The sequence below is a fragment of the Fictibacillus nanhaiensis genome, assembly GCF_019801215.1.
GTDB lineage: Bacteria > Bacillota > Bacilli > Bacillales > Fictibacillaceae > Fictibacillus > Fictibacillus nanhaiensis_C.
Map to the genome: position 1 here is coordinate 827,505 of NZ_JAHVJO010000002.1, position 20,797 is coordinate 848,301.

The 20,797-nt window shown below is 40.5% G+C and carries 19 protein-coding genes and 4 tRNA genes; 1 reads left to right on the plus strand and 22 read right to left on the minus strand.

Annotated features, from left to right (window positions below):
• Positions 1–32: 32 nt before the first annotated feature.
• From KUV80_RS12715 to KUV80_RS12775, 13 genes are all read right to left on the minus strand, one after another.
• Positions 33–1,238, minus strand: coding sequence for a S1C family serine protease (locus tag KUV80_RS12715; protein ID WP_222463073.1), 1,206 nt, complete (start codon positions 1,236–1,238; stop codon positions 33–35).
• Positions 1,239–1,393: 155 nt separating this feature from the next.
• Complete coding sequence (locus KUV80_RS12720) at positions 1,394–2,191, minus strand: MBL fold metallo-hydrolase (RefSeq protein ID WP_222463074.1); 798 nt, start codon at positions 2,189–2,191, stop codon at positions 1,394–1,396.
• Between the two features lie 16 nt (positions 2,192–2,207).
• Positions 2,208–3,053 (minus strand): two-component system regulatory protein YycI, encoded by an 846-nt coding sequence (locus tag KUV80_RS12725; protein WP_222463075.1) that lies wholly within the window; start codon positions 3,051–3,053, stop codon positions 2,208–2,210.
• The gene (locus KUV80_RS12730) at positions 3,054–4,451 is read right to left on the minus strand and encodes a YycH family regulatory protein (RefSeq protein WP_222463076.1); all 1,398 of its coding nucleotides are present in this window, start codon (positions 4,449–4,451) and stop codon (positions 3,054–3,056) included.
• Positions 4,448–6,277 carry a cell wall metabolism sensor histidine kinase WalK gene (walK, locus tag KUV80_RS12735; protein ID WP_222463077.1) on the minus strand — a complete coding sequence of 610 codons (1,830 nt, stop codon included), beginning with the start codon at positions 6,275–6,277 and terminating at the stop codon, positions 4,448–4,450. Before walK ends, KUV80_RS12730 begins: the two co-directional genes overlap by 4 nt.
• A 7-nt stretch (positions 6,278–6,284) precedes the next feature.
• Entirely contained in the window at positions 6,285–6,989 is a 705-nt protein-coding gene (yycF, locus tag KUV80_RS12740) for a response regulator YycF (protein WP_222463078.1), read from the minus strand.
• A gap of 205 nt (positions 6,990–7,194) precedes the next feature.
• Positions 7,195–8,646, minus strand: a complete 1,452-nt coding sequence (locus KUV80_RS18840; protein ID WP_222463079.1) for a peptidoglycan DD-metalloendopeptidase family protein — start codon at positions 8,644–8,646, stop codon at positions 7,195–7,197.
• A 197-nt stretch (positions 8,647–8,843) separates the two neighbouring features.
• Positions 8,844–9,431 (minus strand): glycerol-3-phosphate acyltransferase, encoded by a 588-nt coding sequence (locus tag KUV80_RS12750; RefSeq protein ID WP_222463080.1) that lies wholly within the window; start codon positions 9,429–9,431, stop codon positions 8,844–8,846.
• A gap of 188 nt (positions 9,432–9,619) precedes the next feature.
• Positions 9,620–9,695: transfer RNA gene (locus KUV80_RS12755), tRNA-Phe, on the minus strand.
• A gap of 115 nt (positions 9,696–9,810) precedes the next feature.
• A tRNA-Asp gene (locus KUV80_RS12760) sits at positions 9,811–9,886 on the minus strand.
• 28 nt (positions 9,887–9,914) lie between these two features.
• Positions 9,915–9,989, minus strand: a tRNA-Glu gene (locus KUV80_RS12765).
• A 15-nt stretch (positions 9,990–10,004) separates the two neighbouring features.
• A tRNA-Lys gene (locus KUV80_RS12770) sits at positions 10,005–10,080 on the minus strand.
• 613 nt (positions 10,081–10,693) lie between these two features.
• The gene (locus KUV80_RS12775; protein WP_222463081.1) at positions 10,694–11,980 is read right to left on the minus strand and encodes an adenylosuccinate synthase; all 1,287 of its coding nucleotides are present in this window, start codon (positions 11,978–11,980) and stop codon (positions 10,694–10,696) included.
• A gap of 218 nt (positions 11,981–12,198) precedes the next feature.
• Between KUV80_RS12775 and KUV80_RS12780 the strand changes: the two genes are divergently transcribed.
• Positions 12,199–12,603: a UPF0158 family protein gene (locus KUV80_RS12780; protein WP_222463082.1), complete on the plus strand. Its 405-nt coding sequence runs from the start codon at positions 12,199–12,201 to the stop codon at positions 12,601–12,603.
• A 17-nt stretch (positions 12,604–12,620) separates the two neighbouring features.
• On the opposite strand, the gene dnaB is transcribed toward KUV80_RS12780, so the two are convergent.
• The 9 genes from dnaB to KUV80_RS12825 all read right to left on the minus strand — a co-directional run bounded on the left by dnaB (position 12,621) and on the right by KUV80_RS12825 (position 20,775).
• Positions 12,621–13,985 carry a replicative DNA helicase gene (gene dnaB / locus KUV80_RS12785; protein ID WP_222463083.1) on the minus strand — a complete coding sequence of 455 codons (1,365 nt, stop codon included), beginning with the start codon at positions 13,983–13,985 and terminating at the stop codon, positions 12,621–12,623.
• 63 nt (positions 13,986–14,048) lie between these two features.
• Positions 14,049–14,492 (minus strand): 50S ribosomal protein L9, encoded by a 444-nt coding sequence (gene rplI, locus KUV80_RS12790; RefSeq protein ID WP_222463084.1) that lies wholly within the window; start codon positions 14,490–14,492, stop codon positions 14,049–14,051.
• Positions 14,489–16,462 carry a DHH family phosphoesterase gene (locus KUV80_RS12795; RefSeq protein WP_222463085.1) on the minus strand — a complete coding sequence of 658 codons (1,974 nt, stop codon included), beginning with the start codon at positions 16,460–16,462 and terminating at the stop codon, positions 14,489–14,491. Before KUV80_RS12795 ends, rplI begins: the two co-directional genes overlap by 4 nt.
• A gap of 11 nt (positions 16,463–16,473) precedes the next feature.
• A complete protein-coding gene (locus KUV80_RS12800; protein ID WP_222463086.1) occupies positions 16,474–17,418 on the minus strand; it encodes a YybS family protein in 945 nt (314 codons plus the stop codon).
• Positions 17,419–17,765: 347 nt separating this feature from the next.
• The gene (gene rpsR, locus KUV80_RS12805; protein ID WP_222463087.1) at positions 17,766–17,999 is read right to left on the minus strand and encodes a 30S ribosomal protein S18; all 234 of its coding nucleotides are present in this window, start codon (positions 17,997–17,999) and stop codon (positions 17,766–17,768) included.
• Between the two features lie 63 nt (positions 18,000–18,062).
• Complete coding sequence (gene ssb, locus KUV80_RS12810; protein ID WP_222463088.1) at positions 18,063–18,605, minus strand: single-stranded DNA-binding protein; 543 nt, start codon at positions 18,603–18,605, stop codon at positions 18,063–18,065.
• 21 nt (positions 18,606–18,626) lie between these two features.
• Positions 18,627–18,917: a 30S ribosomal protein S6 gene (gene rpsF / locus KUV80_RS12815; RefSeq protein ID WP_222463089.1), complete on the minus strand. Its 291-nt coding sequence runs from the start codon at positions 18,915–18,917 to the stop codon at positions 18,627–18,629.
• Positions 18,918–19,310: 393 nt separating this feature from the next.
• Entirely contained in the window at positions 19,311–20,408 is a 1,098-nt protein-coding gene (ychF, locus tag KUV80_RS12820; protein WP_222463090.1) for a redox-regulated ATPase YchF, read from the minus strand.
• 169 nt (positions 20,409–20,577) lie between these two features.
• A complete protein-coding gene (locus KUV80_RS12825; RefSeq protein WP_222463091.1) occupies positions 20,578–20,775 on the minus strand; it encodes a DUF951 domain-containing protein in 198 nt (65 codons plus the stop codon).
• Positions 20,776–20,797: the final 22 nt, after the last annotated feature.

Sequence of the window (20,797 nt, forward strand, 5' to 3'; positions counted from 1 at the left end):
TTTTCCCCCTGCTTCGCTAATTTTAAAGAGACTTACGTTTGTTTACCGCCGCTTAACTCCACTTTCACCGTTTGTTTCTTACCATCACGATAAAAGACAACTTCGATTTCATCACCAATTTTAGTTTTCGTGTAAAGGAATTTACGAAGTGCGATTGGATCCTTAATCTTGTCTCCATCCATTTCAACGATTACATCCATTTCCTTTAACCCCGCTCGTGCTGCAGGAGAGGCTGGTGTGATTTCCATGACAACGACACCTTCTTGTACGCTGTTAGGGATTTTAAGCGTCTGTTCTCGATGATACGTGTTCACTTGTGAAAGAGGGATGATATTTACACCTAAGAACGGTCTGCGTAATTCACCGTATTTTTCTAGATCTTCAATGATCGGCTTTGCTACATCTGAAGGAATTGCGAAACCTATTCCTTCAACCTCTTGTTGTGCAATTTTAGAAGAGTTGATTCCGATTACCTGACCGGCGATATTTATAAGTGCGCCACCACTATTTCCGGGGTTAATCGCAGCGTCTGTCTGAATAACTTCTGCTTGCCAATCTGGATTTCCATCTTGGTCAAGATCTACCGGTATCGAGCGGTCCGCACTGGAAACAATTCCTTGAGTTACCGATCCCGGAAAGTTTCCTAGTGGGTTACCAATCGCAATGGCAGGTTCACCTCTTTTTAAATCACCAGAAGTTCCGAATTCTGCAACATCTTCTACTTTGCTTCCATCAATCTCAACCACTGCTAAGTCCATTAATGGATCTGTTCCTCGCAGTGTTCCTTTTAACTTAGTACCATTACTTAATGTGATCTCAATCTGACTTGCATCTGCGACTACATGATCGTTTGTAACGACATATGCTTTCTTGCCTTGTTTTTTATAGATAACGCCTGATCCCGTTCCAGCGGGCTGCTGGCTCCAGAAATCAGTTTGCTGGATATTGATTACTTCAACTACTGCTCCAGACGCTTTATCAACAGCATCTGTGACGTTAGTGGTGAGATCCACGTCAATCGTTCTTTCGATTGCGTTTTCGTCATCGCCTAATCCGTTCTCTTGGCCATCTGAAGGATAAAGATTGTCCGGTAACAAACCGCTGCCCCCTAAAGCAGGCACTGTAAATAACACAAGCAAACCGCCTAGAATGGCTCCTAGCAAAGCTGGTAGAAACTTTCCACCGCGGTTTCCCTTTTGTTTAGATGAAGATTCATAATCGTCATCGTAATATCCCATTTAACCATCACCGTTCCTTTCAAAATCATGTGTTCGATCTTATAACCCATTATAAGTAATAAGTCCTTAAAAAATGGACATTTTGGGTTATTTTTCATAATTTCCCACACTTATTGTTATTTCCTGAAACGGCTCACTTTAAACGAGTAAGTTATTTACACAACAGCGAGTTTTGTTGGCTGGCTAGCATCTGTATCATGCAAGATCACTTGGTCTCCCGATGAAATATCATACGTTTGCAGCGTTTGTTCAACGGCAAGTCGAGCGATGTCTTTCATGTTATTGTCTTTGCTGAGGTGAGCTAGATATATATGTTTTGTTCCATCCCCGATTACATCGGCAAGGGCATGGCCACAATCCTCATTGGAGATATGTCCATGATCACCTAAAATACGCCGTTTAATGTTCCAAGGGTATCTTCCCATCATAAGCATATTGATATCATGGTTGGACTCAATAACAAGAGAGTGGCTGTCGCGAATAATCCCTTTCATGCGATCACTCACATAACCGGTGTCTGTCATAAGAGCAAGCTTTCTTCCATTGTGATGAAACACATAAAACATGGGTTCTGCCGCATCATGAGAGACACCGAATGACTCCACCTCAAGATCATGAAACGTTTTTACTGTCTCCATCTCAAACTCAAACTTTTGTTCAGTCGCTACCTCACCAATAAGTCCATCCATTGCATTCCATGTGTTCTTGTTTGCATAGATCGGAAGTTTGAATTTTCGTGCCAGGACACCCAGTCCTTTTATATGATCGCTATGTTCATGAGTAACTAATATACCGTCGATGTCACCCACTTCTCCGCAAGCGGCTTTTTCAAAAAGAATCTGAATCTGCTTCGCACTTAGTCCAGCATCCACGAGCAAACGTGTTTTTTCTGTTTCTACATAGATGGCATTCCCCGAGCTTCCACTGGCGAGAACGCTGAATTTTAAACTCATAACCGCATGTTCCTTTCTACTTTTCCTCTTCTGATAAAACTTGAATGGAACTGTCAGTTGCATTAACTAAATACTGTCCGTCCTCTGTTTCAATAAACCAGGTTGGTGCATATACTTGCAGATCACCCAAATCAACTAAGCTGTAATACCCCAGCTTAATGCTTTGAATGTTATCACCTTTCGTTAGATGGGCTGTATCCAACAGCCGCCCTAATGCTTTTTCAGGTGCGATGATTTCTTGAAACGCGCCTTGACGTAAAATAAACAAATACGTTTGGGTAAACCCCGTCAATTTTCCATCTTCATCAAGCTGAAATTTTATCATTCCATTTGGGGCTTCAAAATCTACTGATGTTTCTTTTGGTGTTTCAAAATTGCTAGCTTTATAAATAATAGGTTTTTTTAGATAAATCTGATTAAACCAAACAATGTTCTTTTCTTTATCCCACTGATAATACGTGTACTCTTTGCCTCGGCTAACATTCTCTTCTAAAAAGGTTGTTAATGATGTAATGAGGTCTTTCGAATCTTTTTTTGGAAGATCCATCGGTTTCTTGAGCGTGTAGTTAAGTGTAATGTCTGTACTTTTTTCCTTATTAAGAGAAATATCTTTGGACTTTAAATTCTTTTCTTCTTCCGTAAACTTGTACCGTTGAGCACTAATGAACGTTTGATCTGCTTTGTATTTAGGAATTTTATCTAAATATGAAATCTTATTGATCTGAAGAATTTCTTCTAAAGGCTGTTCAGATAGTCTGCCAATGTTATTAATATCATTTTTTTGATAGAGTTGGTAACCTAAAAACACATTTAAGACAAGAAAGGTAAGGATAAAGATGCTTTTTGTTTTCTGCCAATCCAATTAAAATCCTTCCTCTCTGTCTTTTTTAAATAATGGTATCCAACCCTTATTTTCATAGTTAATAAACCACCGTGGTTCCAAAACGTAAACATGTGGCTCACTTTGTCTTTTCATCGTAAGACCGATTCGTACATCTTTAATGTAATTCTCGTTATAATCTGACTCTTTCAATTCACGTACAACATCTTTTCCAGAAATTAAGGGTACCGTCTCAATTAATTCTGAAGTGGATCGAAAGTCCAAATCAATCATTGAACGCTCATACTGATACAATTCATTTTCAGCCCAGGAAAGGCTCATAAAAGTATCTGGATCCAATACAGGCAAAGAAGCTACTTGCAGCCAAAAACTCGCTCTATCACCCGCAAGCTCAGATAAAATATAAGGTCCACCCCAACCGGCATGTGTATTAATATAGTCAATAGACTGGAAAAGCGGTGAATTACTGGAAGTGAAATTTCGCTTATTTAAGCCCGCAAAGTTTGTATAGGTAAAACGATTTTTCAGTTCATTTATGACCATCACCGCATTGCCATCAGTAAAGGTAATCTCATTAACACCTGTTGAAGCACTTTTAACGGCTAATTGATCTTTAAATAATGCTTTTTTGTATTTCTCTTTCGTTTCTTCGTTTATAGCTCTTGAAATATAATGATAACGATTTAATTTAATAGAATCTCTCGGAAAGTAAAACCGATTTTTGGTTTGAGCTGCACCTTCTTCTGTCCGCTCTTCAATGTCATAGGAGATATATGGAATAAGTCCTACTTTCTCAGCAATATCCTTGGTTACACTAGTAAGCGCAAAATTATCAACCCTGATCTTTTGCATCTTTTTGGTCTGGTAAGAAACCAAATACCCTTCTACAATGTTTGGTGTCTTACTTTGATAGAGTAACAATCTGTCAACGTATTGTGGTTTACTGGCACTGATTTCTGCGTCGAATGAAAATACTTCTTTATAGATTTCTTTTGTCAATCCTACAGGGTAGATGATCTCAATATAATCCTCGTTTTTGATGATCTTTTCATTCGGATCAAAAAGTTGATTGTTCTTTACATTCGGATCAAAATTAAAATCCGCAATTTTTATTTGATCATGAATTTGTTTCATCATTTCATGAGCTTCTACCCCATAAAGCTCATCGCCTTTATGAAAAATAACTTGAGTAGGATAGACCACTTTATTTAACGTGGCTTGATCTTCTACTTCCTGTTTCTTTACGGTTTTCGTCTCTTGTAAAAAAGGATGACTTGGTTTGTATGTCCATAAGCTCCACGTTAAGAAGAGACTTAAGACGATTAGCACTGTTAATACGACGGATTTGATTAATTCATAGTTCTCCCGATAAAAAGTAATCACTTTTCTCGTATTGGTAATCCATTTTAACCAGTTCACAGCTGCCCCTCCTTAACTTTTTTCAAAGGAAGAGTAAATAGTATGGTTGTTCCCTGTCCCCATTCACTTTCTGCCCAGATATCCCCGCCATGTGCCAATATAATTTCTTTGGCGATAGCTAATCCCAACCCTGTGCCTCCAAGATCTCGTGAGCGTGCTCGGTCAACACGGAAAAAGCGATCAAAAATTTTCGACACATTGTTTTTTGGAATTCCAACACCCTCATCAGAAATACTCACTTTTACTTTTCTTCCGGTAATACCAACAGTGAACGTAATTGTACCACCTTCAGGAGAGTATTTCATGGCGTTAGAGATTATATTATCAAGAACTTGAGTCATCTTATCCGTATCGATCTGAACAGGAATTACCCGATCAGGCAATAACCGTGACAGTTCTATATTTTCTTTTTCAAGCATGTCAAATCGATCAATAATATCATTTAAGAAGCGGACGAGATCCATCTCTCTAAAATTAAAACGATAATCCTTGCTGTCCATTTTTGAAAGCTGGAGCAAATCGGTTACTAACCTGATCATACGCTCTGTTTCATTTTGCGTTACTTCTAAAAAGCGCGGTGCAATGTTGTCATCCTTCCATGCACCTTCGGCAAGTGCTTCCAGATAACTTCTCATTGTAGTGAGCGGTGTTCGTAACTCATGAGATACGTTAAAAACGAATTCGCGTCGTTCATTGTCGATCTGTTCTTGTTCTGTAACGTCATGCAATACGCAAATAAGACCATTGATTGGCCCATCATCTTTTTGAATCGTTGAAAAGTTTGCCCGAACGACATAATGAAGATCATCCGTACTAAAATCGAGAAGCATGGATTCATACTCGTTATAAAGCTCTTCCCACGTATAATTCGTATTCAATCGTAATAACTCCATTAGAGATGTGCCGAGTGCATTTTGCCTAGAAATGTTCAGCATTTCTTCCGCACGGTCATTCATCAAAATGATCGCTCCGTCACGATCAGTAGCGATAACACCATCTGTCATATAGGTAAGGACCGAGCGTAGCTTTCTTCGTTCACTCTCTGTAATGGCTGTTGCTTCTTGAAGTTTTTTAGTCAGGTTATTGAACGTCATAGCAAGCTGACCAATCTCATCATCACCATAGAGTTGAACTTGACGAGAAAAATCTCCTCGTGCCATGACTAGAGCTTGTTTTCTCATATCTGCCATTGGCCTCGTGATCGTACGTGCCAAAAAGACACCAAGAAGTCCTGTAATAATAAGGGCGATAACAGTACCTGTTACTAGGATGTTATTAATCCGTTGAATCTGTTTAAAAATTCCTTCGATAGACGCTTCTAGATAAATAGCACCTATCGTTTCTCCTTTGCTATCGATCTGTATCGGCTTTGCGAGAACCATTACTCGTTCACCTTCAGGAGTTAGCATGATCTCGTCATCTACTGTTCCCTCGAGCGCTAGTTTAATTTTAGGATTGAAGCTGATCTGTCCTTTTAAACGAGGTTTGTTGCTTGCAAGAACAACACCTTCTTTGTTTAAAACTTGAACCTCTTTCTCTTCAAACTCCTCGTCAATTAACGCTTGAATATCCTCTTCAAGCGTTAATTTACCTTCTTCTTCACTTTTCTTTTCTTTGTAGCTTTTGACGTCTTTCATTTTTTGCTCAATATTGAATTCTAATAAATTTACACGGTCATTTAAGGACTTCGTAAAATTCTGCCGCAGATCCGTCTCTAAGTTATTAATAAAGTAGACACTGATGACCTGCATAGCGATTAATATGAGCAAAACATAAATCAATACAAACTTCACATGTATTGATTTAAAAAAATTAACTTTATCCATGATGTATTTACTCCTGATCAGGATTTCTTAGGTAATACCCCACTCCGCGTCTTGTTATGATCCATAATGGATGACTCGGATTATCTTCCACTTTTTCCCGTAATCGGCGAACCGTAACGTCTACCGTTCGAACATCACCAAAATAATCGTATCCCCAAACCGTTTGCAGCAAGTGCTCACGTGTCATCACTTGTCCGATGTGCTTCGCTAAATAGTGAAGAAGTTCAAACTCCCGATGAGTGAGTTCGATCGTTTCACCGCGCTTCGTCACGATGTAAGCGTCAGGGTGGATGGTAAGGGAGCCAATTGTAATTTCGTTGTTGTCGTCCACCTCGCGTTCAGACTCCTGCTGATGACGGCGAAGGTTAGCTTTCACGCGCGCAATCAATTCCCGAGTGCTGAATGGCTTTGTTACATAGTCGTCTGCACCTAGCTCCAAACCTAGCACTTTATCAATTTCCGAATCTTTAGCAGTAAGCATGATGATTGGCATGTCATACTTTTTACGGATTTCTCTGCACACTTCCATACCGTCTTTTAACGGAAGCATGATATCAAGGAGAATCATATCTGGTTTTTCTTTTTCAACCTTTTCAAGCGCGTTGATACCGTCATAGGCGCAAGTAACCGTGAAGCCTTCTTTTTCTAAATTGAACTGCAAAATATCTGCAATTGGTTTTTCATCATCTACAACGAGAATTTTCTTATCCATGGGAACGCTCTCCTTTTTCGGAAACTCTATTTTCAATGTTTAATGTATAGCAGAATCAATTTGTATATAAGTTAGTCTGAATGAAGTGTATCTCTATTATTTTATCACATGTGAAACTTTCTCCATAATACGGGGAAAACCTTTTATTTTCAGATAAGAAAAACCTCCCAGGAAGAACCTTTTTCCTAGGAGGTAGCATACTTTTTTACAGATAGTCTTCTGGATCTTTCAATGCACCATCTTTATATACTTCAAAGTGCAAATGTATGCCGGTGGACTGTCCAGTCGATCCCATCACACCTATTTTTGAACCTTTTTGTACAACCGCTCCTTTAGAGACAGAAATAGAGCTCAAATGCGCATAAACGGTTCTCATACCGTTATTGTGGTTGATGATGATCTTATTGCCATAATCCCCATCCCAGCCTGCAAATGCCACTGTACCGTTATCTGCAGCTAAAATAGAACGATTGGAAGGACGAGCAATGTCCATCCCTTTATGTTCTCTGCCCCAGCGTGTACCTTTATGACTAGAGATGTAGCCCCCAACAGCAGGCCATGAAAGAGTGCCCGTACCTTTTGAAGGAACGACTTTCGTTCCAATCTTTAAAATCTCATCTACTGGTGCTTTTACTTGCTTTTGATTCAATACGTCCTTTTGAACGAGTTTCCCATCAGCTTTTCTAAGCGTGTAGGTAATATCCTCTAGCCCATTTTCACCTTTTTGAAGGGTTTTGGTAACGCCTTTTTCTAATTTGCCGTCTTCCTGTTCCTCCGTTTTAAAAGGTATTTCACGTTGAGCACGCGTTGCCTCATAAACAATGACTTCGGTAAAAGGTTTCTTTTCAGTAACGATTACTCGCTCACCTTCACGAATGACGGAAGTTAAGATCAGTCTTGGGTTCATCGTGAAAAATTGATCCAATGTTAGATGATACTTTTCCGTAATGGATTCAACCGTTTCACCTTCTTGGATGATGTGTTCTTTTTTTCGGAGCGTTCCTTCTTTTATACGCTTAATCGCATCATCGACAGAAACCAATTCATTTGCAGCCACTTGTGATTTACGTACAACAATAGGTGTGGAAAATTCAACATCTATTACTTTACTTTCACCTGGTTGCAGTTGCGGCATTTCAGATTGTTTATTTCCCGATTTAGTCTTTTCTATAGCATCAAGGTTCTCTTTTGAAACATGCTCTAACTTCAATTTCAAAAGAATATCAAGAGCTTCCTTTTCACTGGATACATAAGCAATCGTCTGGCTCCCGACAGCAATGCGGTAAGCGTCTAGTGAAACGGAAAGCGATTCTTTCAATGCTTCACTTGCTGCTTCATTATCAAACTCTGGTCTGAACATTTTTTCAGGCTTAAGTTCAATAGATTCATTTATCGTATAGGCATAGTTGCCGTTTTTCTCTTTTGTCTCTTGAAGATATTGTTCAACGGCTTCATCAACAACACTTTGTTCACGAACCGTTCCAACCTTCTTCCCATCAACATAAACATGAAAAATCGTTTTAATTAACTGATTGTCATCATGATGTGCGTATGTAACTGAAGAGTTCATCGCGAACGTTGAAAGTGTTACAATGACTGCTGCCAAAAACAGCATCATTTTATGGTTTAATCTTTCAGTGGTATTTTGAGTTTGCACCTTTTTATTTCCCCCTAAAGACCCTCTACTTCATCTACTGTGTCTATTGTCCTATGACAATTTTCTCTTTTTATCACCTTTTGTATCCTATCATATTACTTTTGCCTTTGTCAGAATTTCGCGGATTTTGTAATGTAACTGTAAAAAAACGGCATAAAAAAAAGAGTGAAATTCAACATTCCCACTCTTTAGATCTTCTATTCTCTTAACATGATTCGTTCTTTAATATCCTCTTTTTGTACATACACAACAATTAAGCTGATTGGGATAAGTAGAAGTGTTTCCAGCCATTGTTTCTCAGTCAGCCAATAAAAAAACGGAGCAAGTACAAATGAAAATAGTCCTGCCACAGTGAGACTTCTTCTTATCGAGTAAAACAGAAGAAAAGCCGCACCTACCAAAACCGCTGACAGCCAGTTGAAAACAAGCAATGCCCCAATAAAGGACGCTACCCCTTTTCCTCCGTGAAACTTCAGGAATACGGGATAAAGGTGGCCAATGATGACCGCTAAAAATCCAAGCAACTGGATAACAGGTGGATATCCTAGTTCAACCGCAGCCCAAACCACTGCTCCTCCTTTAACCAAGTCACCCACTAACGTTAAAACAAAGCCTGCTGGCCCGAGGACGCGTCCGGCGTTTCGCGCACCGATGTTTCTGCTTCCTTCCGTTCTTAAATCGACTCCCTTTAATACCTTCGCAACAAGATATCCCGTCATCACACCACCGACCAGATAACTTAGTACCAGATACAGCCCCCACTGTACTTCTTCCATGTGTATCATCATCTACCTTCCTACCCTAGTCTGATAACACTATATTTGATGCTTTGTTTAGTGAACCACATATTGTAAAAAATTTTGGAAAAGTGTTCTACAATGTAAATGTATTCAAATTGTACGAGCTTTAGTATATAAAAAAATGCATGCCCCTCAAAGAGGGCATGCAACATGTTTTAGGATTTAAAGTAAAATGGTGGCTCGAGACGGAATCGAACCGCCGACACGAGGATTTTCAGTCCTCTGCTCTACCGACTGAGCTATCGAGCCAAAATTTTTTTTGAAATTACTGTGTCTTATTCTCTACACACTAATTTCCTGATGTGTATTCGTCGAGACAACTTGCTGTAACGCTCGAGCTACCAAGCGAAATTATTGAAGAAAATGGCGGACCCGACCGGGGTCGAACCGGCGATCTCCTGCGTGACAGGCAGGCATGTTAACCACTACACCACGAGTCCATTTAGAAATAAAAGATTTTAAAATTGTTGGTGACCCGTACGGGATTCGAACCCGTGTTACCGCCGTGAAAGGGCGGTGTCTTAACCGCTTGACCAACGGGCCACTTTTTTAAAAAAATGGTGAGCCATGAAGGATTCGAACCTTCGACCCTCTGATTAAAAGTCAGATGCTCTACCGGCTGAGCTAATGGCTCTCGCTCAAAAGAAATGTCCGCTGGTTTCCCTGTCTCTTCCTCTACACGAAGGACTGTAGGGCTATCCGTCGAGACAACTCGTAGCACAATCACGATGTATTGCTCGTGGCTGAGCTAATGGCTCTCGCTCAAAAGAAATGTGTCCGCTGGATTCCCTGTCTCTTCCTCTACAAGAATGGACTGTGGGACTATCCGTCGAGACAAATCGTAGCACAATCACGATGTATTGCTCGTGGCTGAGCTAATGGCTCTCGCTCAAAAGAAATGTGTTCGCTGGATTCCCTGTCTCTTCCTCTACGCGAAGGACTGTAGGGCTATCCGTCGAGACAAATCGTCGTTTTTTCACGACAAGTGTTACTTTATCACGATATGAAAGCTTTGGCAATATGTTTTTCATTTATTTTTAATAAAAAACGAAGGACTGCTTTCATTTCTCATAAAAACGGACATAAATAAGGTGTTTTTTAGGTTCTATGAAGAAATTCAAAGATTCTATGAGTAAATGTGTAACAGTTAAAGAAACACGTACCGTAAAAACAACACAAATAAACAGCCAGACCCCTAAGTTATCCTTTGGAGTCTGGCCTTTTATCTTATCTTGTATCTTTACTACTTAAGCAAACACGCCTCTTACCATGTTTGTTTGAGCACGGTCAGGTCCAACGGAGAAGATCGAAAGTGGAATACCCGTTACTTGTGATATGCGTTCTACATAGTGACGAGCATTTTCCGGAAGCTCACTCAAGTTCTTAACGCCTGTAATATCTTCAGTCCAGCCTGGCATTTCTTCAAATACCGGCTCACATTCAGCAAGAACTTTAAGGCTAGCTGGGAACTCTTGCATGAGCTCACCTTTGTATTTATATGCTACACATATTTTTAACGTTTCGATGCCTGTCAGAACGTCGATTGAGTTCAAAGACAGATCCGTTATTCCTGATACACGGCGAGCATGTCGGACAACGACAGCGTCGAACCAGCCTACACGGCGGGCACGGCCAGTAGTCGTACCGTATTCACGGCCAACCTCACGAATTTGATTGCCGATTTCGTCATGAAGTTCCGTCGGGAATGGACCATCACCAACACGTGTGGTATATGCTTTTGAAACACCAACAACATGCTTGATTTTAGTTGGGCCAACACCAGAACCGATTGTTACTCCCCCAGCAATAGGGTTAGACGATGTTACGAACGGATAAGTTCCTTGGTCGATATCAAGCATAACGCCTTGTGCGCCTTCAAAAAGAACACGACGGCCATCATCTAAAGCGTCGTTTAAAACGACAGATGTATCAACCACATATTTTTTGATTTTCTGCCCGTACTCAAAATACTCTTCTAAGATTTCTTCTTTTGTAAACCCTTCTGATTCATAAATACGTTCAAACAAACGATTCTTTTCAGCCAGGTTGCGCTCGAGCTTCTCTTCGAATACTTCACGGTCTAGAAGGTCAGCAATTCGAATTCCAACGCGAGCTGCTTTATCCATATAGGCAGGACCGATCCCTTTTTTGGTCGTTCCGATTTTGTTAGCACCCTTGCTTTCTTCTTCTAAAATATCCTGGCGAAGATGATAAGGAAGGATTACATGTGCACGGTTTGAGATACGAAGGTTATCCGTACTTACTCCGTGGCCGTGAAGGTAAGCTAGCTCTTCAAGAACCGCTTTTGGATCAACGACCATCCCGTTGCCGATTACACAGATTTTATCATCATAAAAGATTCCAGATGGAATAAGATGAAGTTTATATTTTTTTCCTTCAAAAACGATTGTATGACCAGCGTTGTTACCACCTTGATATCTTGCAACAACTTCTGCTTTTTCCGAAAGATAGTCAGTAATTTTACCTTTTCCTTCGTCTCCCCATTGTGTTCCCACTACTACTACTGATGACATGGTTGCACCTCCATGAAATTAAAGATTGACGATATTACCGTCTAATCTTGAAAACCAAGGTTAGTTTAGCAATAATCTACGGGAAAGTCAACGAAAAACACGAACGTTAAATCAATATTAATTATTTTTGTTCGTAAAAAATTTACAAACTCATAGTCAAAAGATTATATCCTCTATCGTATCCTGTAATATACACCCTGTTTAGGAGGTAACATTTCTTGCTTATCGAAAAACTAATGGTTGCTTATTTGGATGATAAAGCTCATCACATTTACTATTTAGATAAACACGATCAAGTCATTTTACTTGATAGTATGGAAACAGAAGGACTTCCTCATTTGGAGTTTTTAGATGCTGATGAGCCAGAGCGCTTTGTTGAAGTCCCAAAAATTTTGAATGTAGAATCCTTTAGTTGGATGGTCGAATTTGAAAGCTTGAATCAGCATAATGATTTATTACATGCTCTTAATGAAAAAGACCCCTTTGAAGGATTCAACAAAAGGGTCGACCATTTAAAACTAACCGAGAAGTGGCGTGAGTTTCAAAAGGAAAAAGTAAGAAATCGAATTCAAAATTGGTTAACAGAAAATCATATCGTTGAACTGCAAAAGCAGCTGGATTAAAAATCCCGCTGCTTTTGTTACGCACCTGGCGGGATGGATGCTTCATCATGCCGCCTATCTAGGTTTACGAATTTGTTATATTCTTTTACAAAAGCAAGCTCAACTGTTCCTGTAGGACCGTTACGCTGCTTAGCAATAATAATTTCAATAATATTCTTTGCTTCTGATTCTTTATCATAATAATCATCACGGTATAGGAAGGCTACGATATCGGCATCCTGCTCGATGGAACCCGATTCACGAATATCGGACATCATCGGACGCTTGTCCTGACGTGATTCTACACCACGAGACAGCTGTGAAAGTGCGATGACGGGCACCTCAAGCTCACGAGCAAGAGCTTTCAATGAACGGGAGATCTCTGAAACTTCCTGCTGGCGGTTTTCTCCAGACTTCCCGCTACCCATAATAAGCTGCAGGTAATCGATCAAAATCATGCCTAGCCCTTTTTCCTGTTTGAGACGTCGGCATTTCGCACGAATATCATTGATTCGGATCCCTGGAGTATCATCGATGAAGATACCTGCTGCAGAAAGGCTCCCCATCGCCATCGTAAGCTTCTGCCAGTCCTCAGGCAGCAATGCACCCGTACGAAGGCGCTGTGCATCTATATTTCCTTCCGCACAAAGCATACGCATAACAAGCTGCTCAGCTCCCATCTCAAGACTGAAGATCGCAACATTCTCATCTGTTTTCGTAGCCACGTTTTGCGCAATGTTTAAGGCAAAAGCCGTTTTACCGACGGAAGGACGGGCAGCCACGATAATCAAATCGTTTCTTTGGAAACCAGCTGTCATCCGGTCCAAATCATTAAACCCTGTCGGAACCCCTGTTATGTCGCCCTTTCGATTATGAAGAGCTTCAATGTTGTCATAGGCATGTACTAATACATCTTTAATCGCTGTAAACGCACTTGTGTTTTTACGGTTCGCAACCTCTAGAATGGATTTTTCCGCTTCGTTCAAAATCGCTTCTACTTCTTCTTCACGCGCATAGCTGTTTGCTGTTATATCTGTAGCTGTTCGAATCAAACGGCGCAGCAGAGACTTTTCTTCTACAATTTTGCTGTAGTATTCGATGTTTGCTGCTGTTGGCGAACTGTCGGCGAGTTCAGATAAAAACGATAAGCCGCCCACTTCATCCAGCTGGTTATTGTCTTGAAGCTCAGAAGTTACTGTAATGAGATCGACAGGCTCTCCTTTTGCGTTTAAGTCCAACATAACACGGTATATTCTTTGATGGGTCGCTCTGTAAAAATCTTCTGGCAGCAAAATTTCTGACGCGGTAATAAGAGCTTCTGGTTCTAGAAAGATCGCGCCCAGTACGGCTTGCTCTGCTTCGATATTTTGGGGTGGAATACGATCAGCAAATAAATCACTCATTTCCTCATTTCCTCCTCTCTGATTTTTTTATAAACACGGAAAAAACCGGGAAGCCCGGCTTTTTTATTCTTCTGTTACATGTACTTTAACTGTTCCGGTTACTTGAGCATGTATTTTTATCGGTACATTTGTGTATCCCAAAGACTTTATCGGATCAGCTAGTTCAATTTTACGTTTATCAATCTTAACACCTTGTTCTTTAAGGCCGTCTGCGATTTGTTTGCTTGTGACTGAGCCGAACACTCTTCCGCCTTCACCCGTTTTTGTTTTAATTGTAATCGTCATTTCAGCTAGTTTTGCTTTTAACGCTTCAGCCTCTTCTAGTTGAGCTTGTTGTTTTTTCTCTTCGCTTTTCTGCTGGCCCTGTAGTGCCGCCATTGCCCCTGATGTTGCTTCAGAAGCTAAGTTTTTTGGAAAAAGAAAATTACGAGCATAGCCCTCTGAAACGTTTTTCACTTCACCTTTTTTACCTTTACCTTTAACATCTTGAAGAAAAATTACTTTCATTCCTCTTCTCCCCCTTCTATATACTCATCTATGATTATCTTTAACTGTTTCTCTGCTTCATCAATCGTACAGTTTTCGATCTGACATGCGGCATTCGTAAGATGTCCTCCGCCTTCAAGCCGCTCCATAATCATTTGCACATTGATGTCCCCTAGAGAGCGAGCGCTAATGCTTACTTTCCCATCGATGCGGTTTGATATAACAAAGGACGCCTGAATACCGTTCATTGATAACAAGATGTCTGCTGCTTGTGCGATAACGACCTGGTTATAGGCATCTTCAGAAGTTCCTTTTGCGATCACGATGCCTTTTTTATACATTTCCGCACTCTCGATCAACTTAGAACGTTTCGTATACGTGTTCAGATCTTCTTTTAAAAACTTTTGTACAAGAATCGTATCCGCTCCATGCGCCCTTAAATACGAAGCCGCATCAAACGTACGAGAGCCTGTTCTTAAAGTAAAACTCTTTGTATCCACTATGATACCTGCAAGCAGTGCCGTTGCTTCAAGCATACGCATCTTCAGGCGTTTAGGCTGATATTCTAACAGCTCGGTAACAAGCTCAGCTGTGGAAGAAGCGTAAGGCTCCATATACACGAGTACGGGATCCTTAATAAACTCTTCTCCACGTCGGTGATGATCGATTACGACAACATGATCAAGCTTAGTTAAAAGTTTTTCTTCAATCACCATCGAAGGCTTATGCGTATCCACTACGACAAGCAGTGTATCTCGGGAAGCAATTTCTAGCGCTTCTTCTGGCGTGATAAAGAACTTCCATACTGATTCAGTTTCTTTGATCTCATCCATCAGACGCTGAACACCGATATCGATATCAGACTGATCAAGAACAACATAGCCGTCTTTTCCGTTAACTTGAGCCACTTTTAAAATACCGATGGCAGAACCGATCGAATCCATGTCTGGGTTCTTGTGCCCCATAATCATGACTTTGTCGCTATCAGCGACTAACTCACTAAGAGCATGTGAAATAACTCTGGCACGTACCCGGGTGCGCTTCTCAACAGGGTTTGTTTTCCCGCCATAGAAGCGTACTTTTCCGTTCGTTTGCTTGATAGCAACTTGATCCCCGCCACGCCCAAGAGCCAAGTCCAGACTTGATTGAGACAGCTGGCCTAACTCTGGCAGTGATGATGTTCCCGCCGCTACACCAATACTTAAAGTAAGTGACACATTCTGCTTTGCCGTTGACTCTCTTACTTCATCAAGCAAGCTGAACTTATTTTTTTCTAGTTCATTAAGGATACGCTGGTTAAATACAGCTAAAAACCGTTCGGAAGACGTTCGCTTAAGAAAGATTCCGTGTTGATTTGCCCACCCGTTCAATACAGAGGTAACTTTAGAGTTGATCGTTGAACGGAATTGATCATCTAACCCTTGCGTGACTTCTTCATAGTTATCTAGATAGATAATGGCCATGACCGTTTGCTCTTCATCATACAGACGTTCAAGGTCAAGCTGTTCCGTTACGTCGAACAAGTATAGTAGACGGTCTTCTTTCTTGAAGTTCACTTGAAACTTATGTGTATTAATCTTAATAACTTCTTCCTTTGCATCATTTTTAATATAAGGAATCAGTTCTTCTGAAACATGGTTTAGCGAATGACCGATAAAGGATTCTTCTTCGATCAGTGAGCCCATATAGGGATTTGACCACTCAATCTTGAAATCTTCATCATACAAAATAATCCCGATCGGCATTTCCATCAACGCTTCTTCTCCTACCTTTTTCAAGCGGTGGGAAAGCGTAGAAATATAGTCACCTAGTTCTTCCTGAAAACTCTCTTCAGCCTTCATAGCATAATAAAATAAGGCTCCTAGCACCACAAAGCCAGTTATTCCGATCATCCACTGAAAATACGTGATGATGCTTACGAGAACAACAGAAGTAACAAATAAGGCGATGACGGGGTAACCATGCCACCGTTTTAACAAAAACTTTGGCATATTTTCAGCTCCTACTGTTTAGGTTTCAACCGTTTTTTAATCATAAATCCTAAATCAATTATACCTAAGAATTTCACGACTTCCAGAGGAATTGGCAGGAAAGAATTTAACAGAAAAAGCAATATAACCAATAATATGATTCTTTTTCTCTTCCAATTCTTTATCCACGCATAATAAAAAATAACAGTAAACCCTTGTATAATCAGTGCGAACGATAAAATCATATACAAATTTATCGTAACCGTATATAAAGCAGTACCTTTTTCAGGGGTACTAAATGTTAATACAATCGCTACAATATAATACCACAAAAATGATTTCGGCAGGTTCCACTCACGAAATGGCGGAAATGAAGGCGTATCAAATTTCAGTCTTTTCATGAGCATTCTCGCAGCCAAATGAGTTACAAAGGCAAGGATAACAGCCCCTCCAATAATATATGTAGGAAGCATCATCGGAATCAGTTCCGCTTGCTCTTTGAACCTCTCGATCTGTGAAGGATCCTGACCAGTCGTTGTATAAAATTCCTCTGCCTTCTCTATCGCAATTTGGAACTGTTTTTTTAATTCTGTAACAAAGTTGAAGCCCATCACAATCTGTGCCACTACAATTGTAGCAAGCATGTTTATGATTCCAGCCAAGCTTCCCCCTAAGAGAACAGCAAAGGCAGATTTTTTTCTTCTGTAAAGTTCTCCCATTACAATTCCGGTCAATCCGGAAAACAAGGTTACAATAATACCGTTGATTCCTGCAAACGCCAAGGAAACCCCAAATGTTACAGCCCATAACAGCAAGCCCGCCTGGAGGTTATGCCGGTAAAGATAAATAATAAACGGAAGCGGCAGAACAAAAAAGGATACTAAGCTAAAAAACGGTATGTACATACTGATTAAAAAAAGAAGAGTGTATATGCCTGAAACAACGGCACCCTCTACCAATACTTTAGTGTTACGCATGATTCACCTCATAAAATTCTTCATCTGTTCTAATTGTAGTAACATCACCGCAGTAATTCAACTTTAATGTTATTTTCTAGCATAGACGTACTTTATTAGATGTAAACAGATTGGTATTCAGCAAAAGACTTAAAAAGAAAAAAACAGCTTTACAGCTGTTTTTAATATCTCTATTGATCCGTTTTTGGCCAACCGCCCCAAATGTGTGAAGGATGTCCATCAGGATCTGTCACGATGAAGTTATATCCTCCATCCGGAAATTAACTATATTCAAAAACAACAAAGTTTACGAAAACAGCCTATAAAAAGAAGCAGCGAGAATTTCTCGCTGCTTCTTTTAAATGGTCTTATTCAGATACATATGGTAACAAAGCCATGTAACGCGAGCGTTTGATTGCACGAGTCAATTGACGTTGATATTTAGCAGATGTACCAGTTACACGACGAGGAAGAATCTTACCACGTTCAGAAACGAAACGCTTTAAAAGATCAGTGTCCTTGTAGTCGATATAAGTGATTTTGTTTACAGTGAAGAAACAAACCTTGCGACGCTTTTGGCGTCCACCGCGACGTCCAGCCATTGATGGTCCCCTCCTTTAATTTTATTTTTTATATATTCCGATTCATAGTTTACGTTGTTTTGTTTAAAATGGCAGATCGTCATCAGAAATGTCGATCGGCGTGCCATCATTTGCAAACGGGTCATCGTTGAAGTTATTACGTTTTGGATTTTGCTGTTGTTGCTGTCCTCCAAAGCCGTTGTCACTTCCATAGCTGCGGTTCTGATTTTGCTGCCCAAATCCGCGGTCATTTGATGGTCCACCAAAGTTGTTGCCACCTTGATGCTGTTGGCCACCAGCATTAGCATTTTTCGGTTCTAGGAACTGAACGCTTTCTGCCATAACTTCAGTAACATAGACTCTTTGACCCTGATTGTTCTCGTAAGAACGAGTCTGCAAACGTCCATCCACTCCCGCAAGCGAACCTTTTTTCAGGTAGTTTGCTACGTTTTCAGCGGGCTTTCGCCATACGACACAGTTAATAAAATCTGCTTCGCGGTCACCCTGCTGATTCGAAAAAGGACGATTTACAGCAAGTGTGAAATTAGCTACTGCCACACCGTTTGGAGTGTACTTTAATTCTGGGTCTTTCGTTAAACGTCCCACCAGTACTACACGATTTAGCATTCAGAACCACTCCTTAAAGGATTAATTTCTTTCGTCTACGATTGTCATGAAACGAAGAACATCTTCGTTGATCTTCATAAGACGGTCGAATTCATTAATCGCTTCGTTTGGAGCGTTGACATCCAATAGCGTGTAATATCCATCGCGGAAGTCATTGATTTCGTAAGCTAAACGCTTCTTACCCATTTCCTTTTCGTTCGCGATCTCCGCACCGTTCTCAGTTAGGATGCTTTTCGCACGCTCTTTTGTTGCTTTAAGAGCTTCCTCTTCGATATTCGGACGGACGATGTACATGATTTCGTACTTTTTCATTCCGTTCACCTCCTTTTGGTCTAAGCGGCCCAAAACATACGTTAGTGGGCAAGGAGAAAATCATCAAAAATCATTATATGTTGACAATTAACTCACAATAAAGAATTATACCAAAACAAACTCGATAAAACAAGCATCTCTTGAAAGAAAGCATAAAGAAGAGGATAAGCGACTGCTTTTCCTCCGTTTTTCCGATTTCGGTTGTCTTCTAAAAGTGTTATATTCGTTTTTTAAAAATCCCGTGATAAGTTGGTTGGAGCGCAAGGTGTGAGACTCCTGCGGGACGAGCGGTCAGGTGAGACCCTTAATGGCGCAAAGCGGCAAGGGGCTCACCGGTCGCCCCGCGGAAAGCGAGCAACCTGGAGCGGAAACCAACCTCTTCTCAACCTTTTATTATACATTAAAACGGAAATGAACCACATCTCCATCTTTCATTTCATATTCTTTACCTTCAAGACGAACTTTGCCTTTTTCTTTAGCAGCAGCCATGTTACCCGCAGCCATTAGATCATCATAGGCTACGATTTCCGCACGGATAAATCCTCTTTCAAAATCAGTATGGATGATTCCCGCACATGCAGGAGCCTTCATTCCTCTACGGAACGTCCAAGCACGTACTTCTTGAACACCTGCTGTAAAGTAAGTTGCTAATCCTAGAAGAGAATAAGAAGCACGAATCAGCTTATCAAGACCTGCTTCTTCAATTCCTAGCTCTCCTAAGAATGCCATCTTTTCGTCGCCATCAAGCTCTGCGATCTCTTCTTCTACTTTTGCACAAATCACGATAACTTCTGCATTTTCACGTGCTGCATATTCTTTTACCGCTTCGACGTGCTCATTTGTTCCTTCTAAAAGCTCATCTTCGCTTACGTTTGCGACATATAGAATGGGCTTCATTGTCAGCAAATGCATCGCATGAACAATCTTGCTCTCTTCAGGTGTTAAGTCAACACTGCGAGCAGGTAGTTCTTGCATAAGAGCTTCTTTAATCTTTGAAAGAACAGCAAACTCTGCAACAGCTTCTTTATCTTTTGACTTTGCTAATTTTTCAACGCGTGCAACACGCTTGTCGATCGACTCTAGATCGGCAAAGATAAGCTCTAGGTTAATTACTTCAATATCATCGATCGGATTAACTTTACCGTGAACGTGCGTGATGTTTTCGTCATCAAAACAGCGAACAACTTGTAAGATCGCATCAGTCTGACGAATATGAGATAGAAATTTGTTACCAAGACCTTCCCCTTTACTCGCACCTTTTACGATTCCGGCAATATCTGTAAACTCAAAAGTAGTAGGTACTACTTTTTTCGGCTGTACCATCTCAGTTAATTTTTGAAGACGGTGATCAGGTACTTCTACGATTCCAACATTCGGGTCGATCGTACAGAACGGATAGTTAGCAGATTCTGCACCCGCTTGTGTAATAGCGTTAAACAATGTAGATTTACCAACGTTCGGCAAACCAACGATTCCAGTTGTAAGAGCCACTGTTATTTCACTCCTCTGTTTTATATAAAGCTCGGAAACCCGAGACTTCTGAGTTAAAAAAATATCCTTCCCAATTATAGGTTTTATCACCTTAAAAAACAAGAAGAACCGGGTTGGGTTACCCGGTCCGCAGTTTAGTTATGATTTGGTTATTTAATAACCTCCCGAATTACTCCCCTGGTGACGATAGCACTTTCTTTATTTTCTTTGAGAACTCTGAACGGGGCAGCATCACACTATGCTGGCAGCCCATACATTTTATTCGGATATCGGCGCCCATGCGAATAACTTTCCAGCGGTTAGTTCCACAAGGGTGTTGTTTTTTCATTTCCACTTCATCATGAAGGTGAAATTCTTTTTGTTGCATCGTCAGCCCTCCATTGCTAATA